Below are 3,265 nucleotides of genomic sequence, written 5' to 3'. Positions count from 1 at the left end.
TTCAAGATCTACGACATCAACGCCTCCTTCGACACCACCCTGACCGCCGGTATCGCCTACCGGCTGGAGGACCAGGACCCGGACCTGATTTCCCAGGGCAACCTGGGCCCGGAGTTCGCCTTCAGCAACACCGGCGCCTCGTCCAACAACTTCGACGACGGCAACCTCAACTTCAAGAAGGGCGAGCCCTACTCCCAGGTCCTTCGTGGTCGCAGCGAGCTGTTCCTGGACTACAGCCCCAACAGTGACTACCTCACCCGCGTGGGGTCACTGGTTCGTGCCCGCTATCAATACGACTATGAACTCAAGGACAACCCGCGCGCCGTGGACCCGGTGGGCCAGCGCCGGGAGCTCAATGAAGAAGCCTTGGACAATGCCGCCGGTGTGGATCTGCTGGACGCCTATGTGTTCAGCGACTGGTACTTCGGTGACGCCCCGGTGTCCGTCCGCTACGGCCGCCAGGTGGTGAGCTGGGGCGAAAGCACCTTTATCCTGGGTGGCATCAACGCCATCAACCCCATCGATGTGCCGGCCTTCCGTACCCCGGGCGCCGAGCTCAAGGACGTGCTGTTGCCGGTGGAAATGCTCTACACCTCGGTGGGCCTGACCGCCGACGTGACCCTGGAGGCCTTCGTCCAGACCGAGTGGGAGCCGTTCACTATCGATGACTGCGGCACCTTCTTCTCCACCGCCGATGTAGCGGCGGACGGTTGTGGCCCGGTGCTGCTGGCCGGCCAGGTACCGGACTCCCAGGCCTTTGAGGAAGGCTTCATCGCACCCCGTGAAGGTGATCGAGAGCCTGGTGACAAGGACCAGTTCGGTGTTGCCGTGCGCTGGTATGTGCCGGAGCTGAACAACTCCGAGCTGGGCTTCTACTACATGCGCTATCACAGCCGCCTGCCCTACCTGAGCGGTCGGGTGAACAACCCGGAATCGCCGACGGCCAATCAGCTCAACAATCCGGATCTGCCGTTCACCCGGTTCCCCAGCTACTTCATCGACTACCCCAAGGGCATCAACCTGTTCGGCATGAGCATCAACACCACCCTGCCCGGCGGCATCTCCCTGGGGGCGGAATACAGCTTCCGGGACAACATGCCGGTGCAGTGGAACACCTTCGAGCTGATCTACGGCGGCCTGCAGCAGCGCGGCCCCAACGGCGAGATCGTGAGCAAGCTGGAGCAGCAGGTGCGGGAGGATAATCCGGACTTCAACTACGCCGGCCAGATCATCGAGGGTTACGAGCGCTTCAAGGTATCCCAGGCCCAGGCCACCTTCATCCAGTTCATCGACCGGGTGATGGGTGCCTCCCGCTTCATCATCGTGGGTGAGATCGGTGCCACCTACGTGCATGACCTGCCGTCCCAGTCCGAAGCCCGCTTCGGTCGTTCCGGCATCTACGGCGTGGGGCCGGTGGACAACATCCCGGGGAACTTCTGTGAGACGGACCTCAACATCAACCCCTCCAATTGTGGCCGGGATGGCTACACCACCGACTTCTCCTGGGGCTACCGGGCGCTCTTTGCCTGGCAGTATCCGGATGCGGTGGCCGGTATCAACCTGACCCCGAAAGTCTTCCTGACCCACGACGTCCAGGGCTTTGCCCCCGGCCCCGGCGGCAACTTCACCGAGGGCAACAAGTCGGTGGGCCTGGGGGTGGATGGTACCTACCAGCAGAACTACCAGTTCTCGCTGAGCTACACCAACTTCTTCGGTGGCGATTTCAATGAAATCAACGACCGCGACTTCGTGGCCGCCAGCGTTTCCTACTCATTCTAAGCATTAACCAGCAACACAGGAGCACACCATGATTTTCAATCGAAACCTGATCGCCTCCGGCATCCTGGCCTGCTCGATGGCGGCCCTGCCGGCCCTGGCCGCGGTATCCAGCGAGGAAGCCGCCAAACTCGGCGACACCCTGACCCCCATGGGCGCCGAGCGCGCCGGCAACGGCGACGAGATCCCGGAATGGACCGGCGGCCTGACCACGCCACCTGCCGGTTTCATTGGCAAGGGTATCTATGTCGACCCCTTCCCGGAGGACAAGGAGCTGTTCCGCATTGACCAGAGCAATGTCGATCAGTACACGGACAATCTGAGCCCCGGCCAGATCGCCACCATCAAGCGCTATGAGGATTACTTCATCCCGGTCTACCAGACCCGGCGCACCTCCGCCTACCCCCAGGACTACATGGACAAGACCGTGGCCAACGCCACCACCGTGAGCCTGGTGCCCAGCGGCAATGGCCTGCAGAATTTCCAGGACGGCACGCCCTTCCCGATTCCGCAGAACGGTCTGGAAGCCATCTTCAACCACACCACCCGTTACCGCGGCGGCTCCATCCAGCGCAACGTGGCCCAGGTCACACCCCAGCCCAACGGCGAGTTCAGCCCGGTCAAGTTCACAGAGGACCTGACCTACCGCACCGCCTTGCAGGATTATGAGCCCGGCGAGGACCCCAACGTGCTGTTCTACTTCAAGCAGACCATCACCGCGCCCAACCGCCTGGCGGGTAACGTGCTGCTGGTCCACGAGACCATCGACCAGGTCAAGGAGCCCCGCCGGGCCTGGCTGTTCAATGCCGGCCAGCGCCGCGTCCGCCGCGCGCCCCAGGTGGCCTATGACAGCCCGGGTACCGCCGCCGACGGCCAGCGCACCACCGACAACCTGGACCTGTTCAACGGCGCCCCGGACCGCTACAACTGGGAGCTGATGGGCAAGAAGGAGATGTACATTCCCTACAACTCCTACCGCCTGGCGGACAGGGAGCTGTCCTATGAGGACATCATCCAGCCCGGCCACATCAACCAGGAGCTGGCCCGCTATGAGCTGCACCGGGTCTGGCACGTGCGCGCCACCCTCAAGGAAGGTGAGCGCCATGTCTACGCCCAGCGCGACTTCTACCTCGACGAGGACACCTGGCAGATTGCCGTGGTGGACCACTACGACGGCCGTGGCGCGCTCTGGCGGGTCGCCGAGGCCCATGCGCTGCAGGCCTACGACAACCTGGTGCCCAACTACGCCTTCGAAACCCTCTACGACCTGCTGTCCGGCCGTTACCTGGTCATGGGCCTGACCAACGAAGAGGACGAGCCCTACACCTACGGCACCGACCGCCGTTCCCAGGACTACACCCCGGCCGCCCTGCGCCGCGCCGGCGTCCGCTAATCTGATCCCTGCCGCGGGCCGGCCCCCCCGGGGGCGGGCGCCCCCCCCCACCAAGGGTGAGGTGGAACCCCGCCAAGGAAGCACCCACCCCCGGCC

General features: G+C 64.0%; 2 protein-coding genes. Both read left to right on the top strand.

Annotated elements, in window-relative coordinates:
- On the top strand, positions 1–1,779 hold a 1,779-nt coding region (locus tag R3280_RS16360; RefSeq protein ID WP_318999675.1), incomplete at its 5' end, for a DUF1302 domain-containing protein.
- Positions 1,780–1,807: 28 nt separating this feature from the next.
- The gene (locus R3280_RS16355; protein WP_318999674.1) at positions 1,808–3,169 is read left to right on the top strand and encodes a DUF1329 domain-containing protein; all 1,362 of its coding nucleotides are present in this window, start codon (positions 1,808–1,810) and stop codon (positions 3,167–3,169) included.
- The last annotated feature ends 96 nt before the right edge of the window (positions 3,170–3,265 follow it).

The sequence above is a fragment of the Marinobacter sp. genome, from assembly GCF_033722195.1.
Classification (GTDB): domain Bacteria; phylum Pseudomonadota; class Gammaproteobacteria; order Pseudomonadales; family Oleiphilaceae; genus Marinobacter.
This window is presented reverse-complemented; position numbering and strand designations above follow the sequence as displayed.